Source organism: Marinobacter sp. S0848L (assembly GCF_023016065.1).
GTDB lineage: Bacteria > Pseudomonadota > Gammaproteobacteria > Pseudomonadales > Oleiphilaceae > Marinobacter.
In genome coordinates, this window is the sequence record NZ_JALKAQ010000025.1 from 1 (window position 1) to 2,290 (window position 2,290).

1 protein-coding gene and 1 pseudogene are annotated in these 2,290 nt (G+C 50.3%); both read right to left on the bottom strand.

The window, feature by feature from the left end; all coding sequences use genetic code 11:
* Nucleotides 1–467: 467 nt before the first annotated feature.
* Nucleotides 468–1,331: pseudogene (locus MWU64_RS15300) on the bottom strand (transposase); the annotation flags it as partial.
* Between the two features lie 167 nt (nt 1,332–1,498).
* Nucleotides 1,499–2,113: a hypothetical protein gene (locus tag MWU64_RS15305; protein ID WP_247065340.1), complete on the bottom strand. Its 615-nt coding sequence runs from the start codon at nt 2,111–2,113 to the stop codon at nt 1,499–1,501.
* Nucleotides 2,114–2,290 lie beyond the last annotated feature (177 nt).

Sequence of the window (2,290 nt, forward strand, 5' to 3'; positions counted from 1 at the left end):
TTCACTGGAAGACCTGACGCCATGGGAATACCTGGCGAAACACCAACGGGCGGAAAACTCTAATCAGCGGTGCAACTAAAACAGGGATGTTTACAACATCTTTAAAACCAGTTCAATACAATGAGCCAGATGAGTAATTGCAAATTTAAATGATTTTGTGTCACCAGCTTGTCCCTGCTCGTACTTTGCTAGAGCTTCGTCGAAACTATCGATCGCATTGGACTTAATGTCGAAACTGAATTTCACGGTTTGCTCCGATCAAGTGATATAACGAGGCTGTAGAAAAACCCAAAAATAAGCGAGCATTCCACTGCCTACGATCTCGTTTGTTTTAGCCGGCCACTTCGCCCAGCACCTTCCAGTTTCCGGATTGATTGCCCTTTGTAGACCTCAATCCCGCTATTTCAATGTTCAAGCACTCGTAGCCTTGTGCACGGGGCGTTTCAGGACGGATTGCCTTCCTCCGTTCACGCAGCCATCTGCCCATAATTCGCCAGTTTCTCAATATTGTGCACCAAACAATACAACTGCCATTGCCCCTGCACTTTTCGCTTTCCACGCAGACTAAAACGGTTTAGACGTTTCGTTGTACCGATGTTGCCGAACACTGGTTCCACCACCGACATGCGGTGGCTGTAGATTTCTTTGCCTTGCGGGCTATCTATCCGATGCTTCATCCAGTCCGTGTAGTTCGGGATCCGCTTGTTTGCGATGGTGAAGGAGACTTGTCGGCCGGACCCTTTGCGGTGGTTAGCGGACGCCGGATTCTGCATGCATCGATGTTTCACCGTTTCCAGGACGGGTTGCAGCGTGTGATGTTCCTGCCCTTCCCCGAAGGCTTGGGCATCAACAATGACCTGGTGTTTCTTATCCACCGTGGCCACGCCGTTATAGCCCTGGATCGTGCCTTTGCTGGTGGTCATCTTGGCGCTTTCGTTATCGGTGATGTTGCTCTTCACTTCCTTGCGCCGTTTCCCTTGGCCCATCCTTGGGCTGCTCGTCTTTAGGAATCGGTCTACTTTGGTCATCGCTTCGTCCAGCGATAGGATGGTTTTCGCACGACGAATATCCCTATCCAGTTCGGCTTCGGTTTCGGCCTCATCCCGTTGGTGGTGTTCACGCAGATGATGGCGAATCAGACGCTTCAGCTTGTCTGGTTTTTCACCCAACTCTTTAAAGGTACCCGACCATTCTTTCGCGGCGTTCGAGGACATCTTGCAGCCGTCGATGGCAAACAACTCGTTGCCTAGCAAGCCTTGTTCGTGACACACCAGCAACACCTGCTCGAACAGTTCTTCGATTTCCTCAGCGTGGCTGCTAACGAACTTGGCCCACCTTCATCTTTTATGCAGCTTATACACGGAAGAATCTGCCAAGAATCGACAGTTCCCCCCGTGTGACTACGGCACACTTTCTACAGCCTCAACGCCAGCCAGCATGCGCGGCTGCGGAATGGAGGCGAAGCCGCAATGCAGTAGGCGTCGCGTGCCTGGCCTTGTTAGGCACTTCCTTCATTCCATAAGTAAATATCTAGCACTCGTTCCCGAAACCACGTGGATGACACTAAATTCTCCAGCGATTCTTGCTGCAAATTTGGTCTTACTGTATAGGAAATTACGTTGATCAGATTGCGGCATGCTTTTTCAATTTCTTCCTGACACTCCGAACATCGTGTCGTAAATGCAGTATTGAACGCAAGATAATCCCCTTCTGAGGTACCTAAGGCAACTCGTGCCTGCCGATCATATATACGAACAGGGCTTTTGACTTTCAGCCACAGAAATTTGGTAGTCAGCGATAGAACACTTCTCTGGCCATATTTGGAAGAAATACGCTGTCGCGTATAGTTGACGACATCTATTACATTATTGAAGGTTACAGGGGCAAGATCGTTCAATATCTCCAAGACAGGCTCATACCTCTGTAACCCCCTATCAGTGTCGTATTTTTTTGGCAGGTTGCGAGCGACTCGAAAATGCCCTCCTGCTGCAACGAGCGATTCCCTCTGTAAAGACGCATCACTGGAGGCCAGGGACTCGCAATAGTTTGCCTCTTTCTCCAGCCACTGGTTCAAAAACTGAAGTGCGCAGAAATCAAATGTACGAATGGGCACTCAACCTCCTGATATGCCTAACGCTTGGGCTCAGCGGCTGATTTGGAGGCGCCCCGCGCCGGAAAATCGGTCCGCTGCAGCCCCTTGATACTGATTGAGCCTTCTCCCCAGCCCGGCGGTTACCCGCTAAGCTGGAAGGCGACCAAGCACTACAAGGGAGAAGACTCATGAACTTTT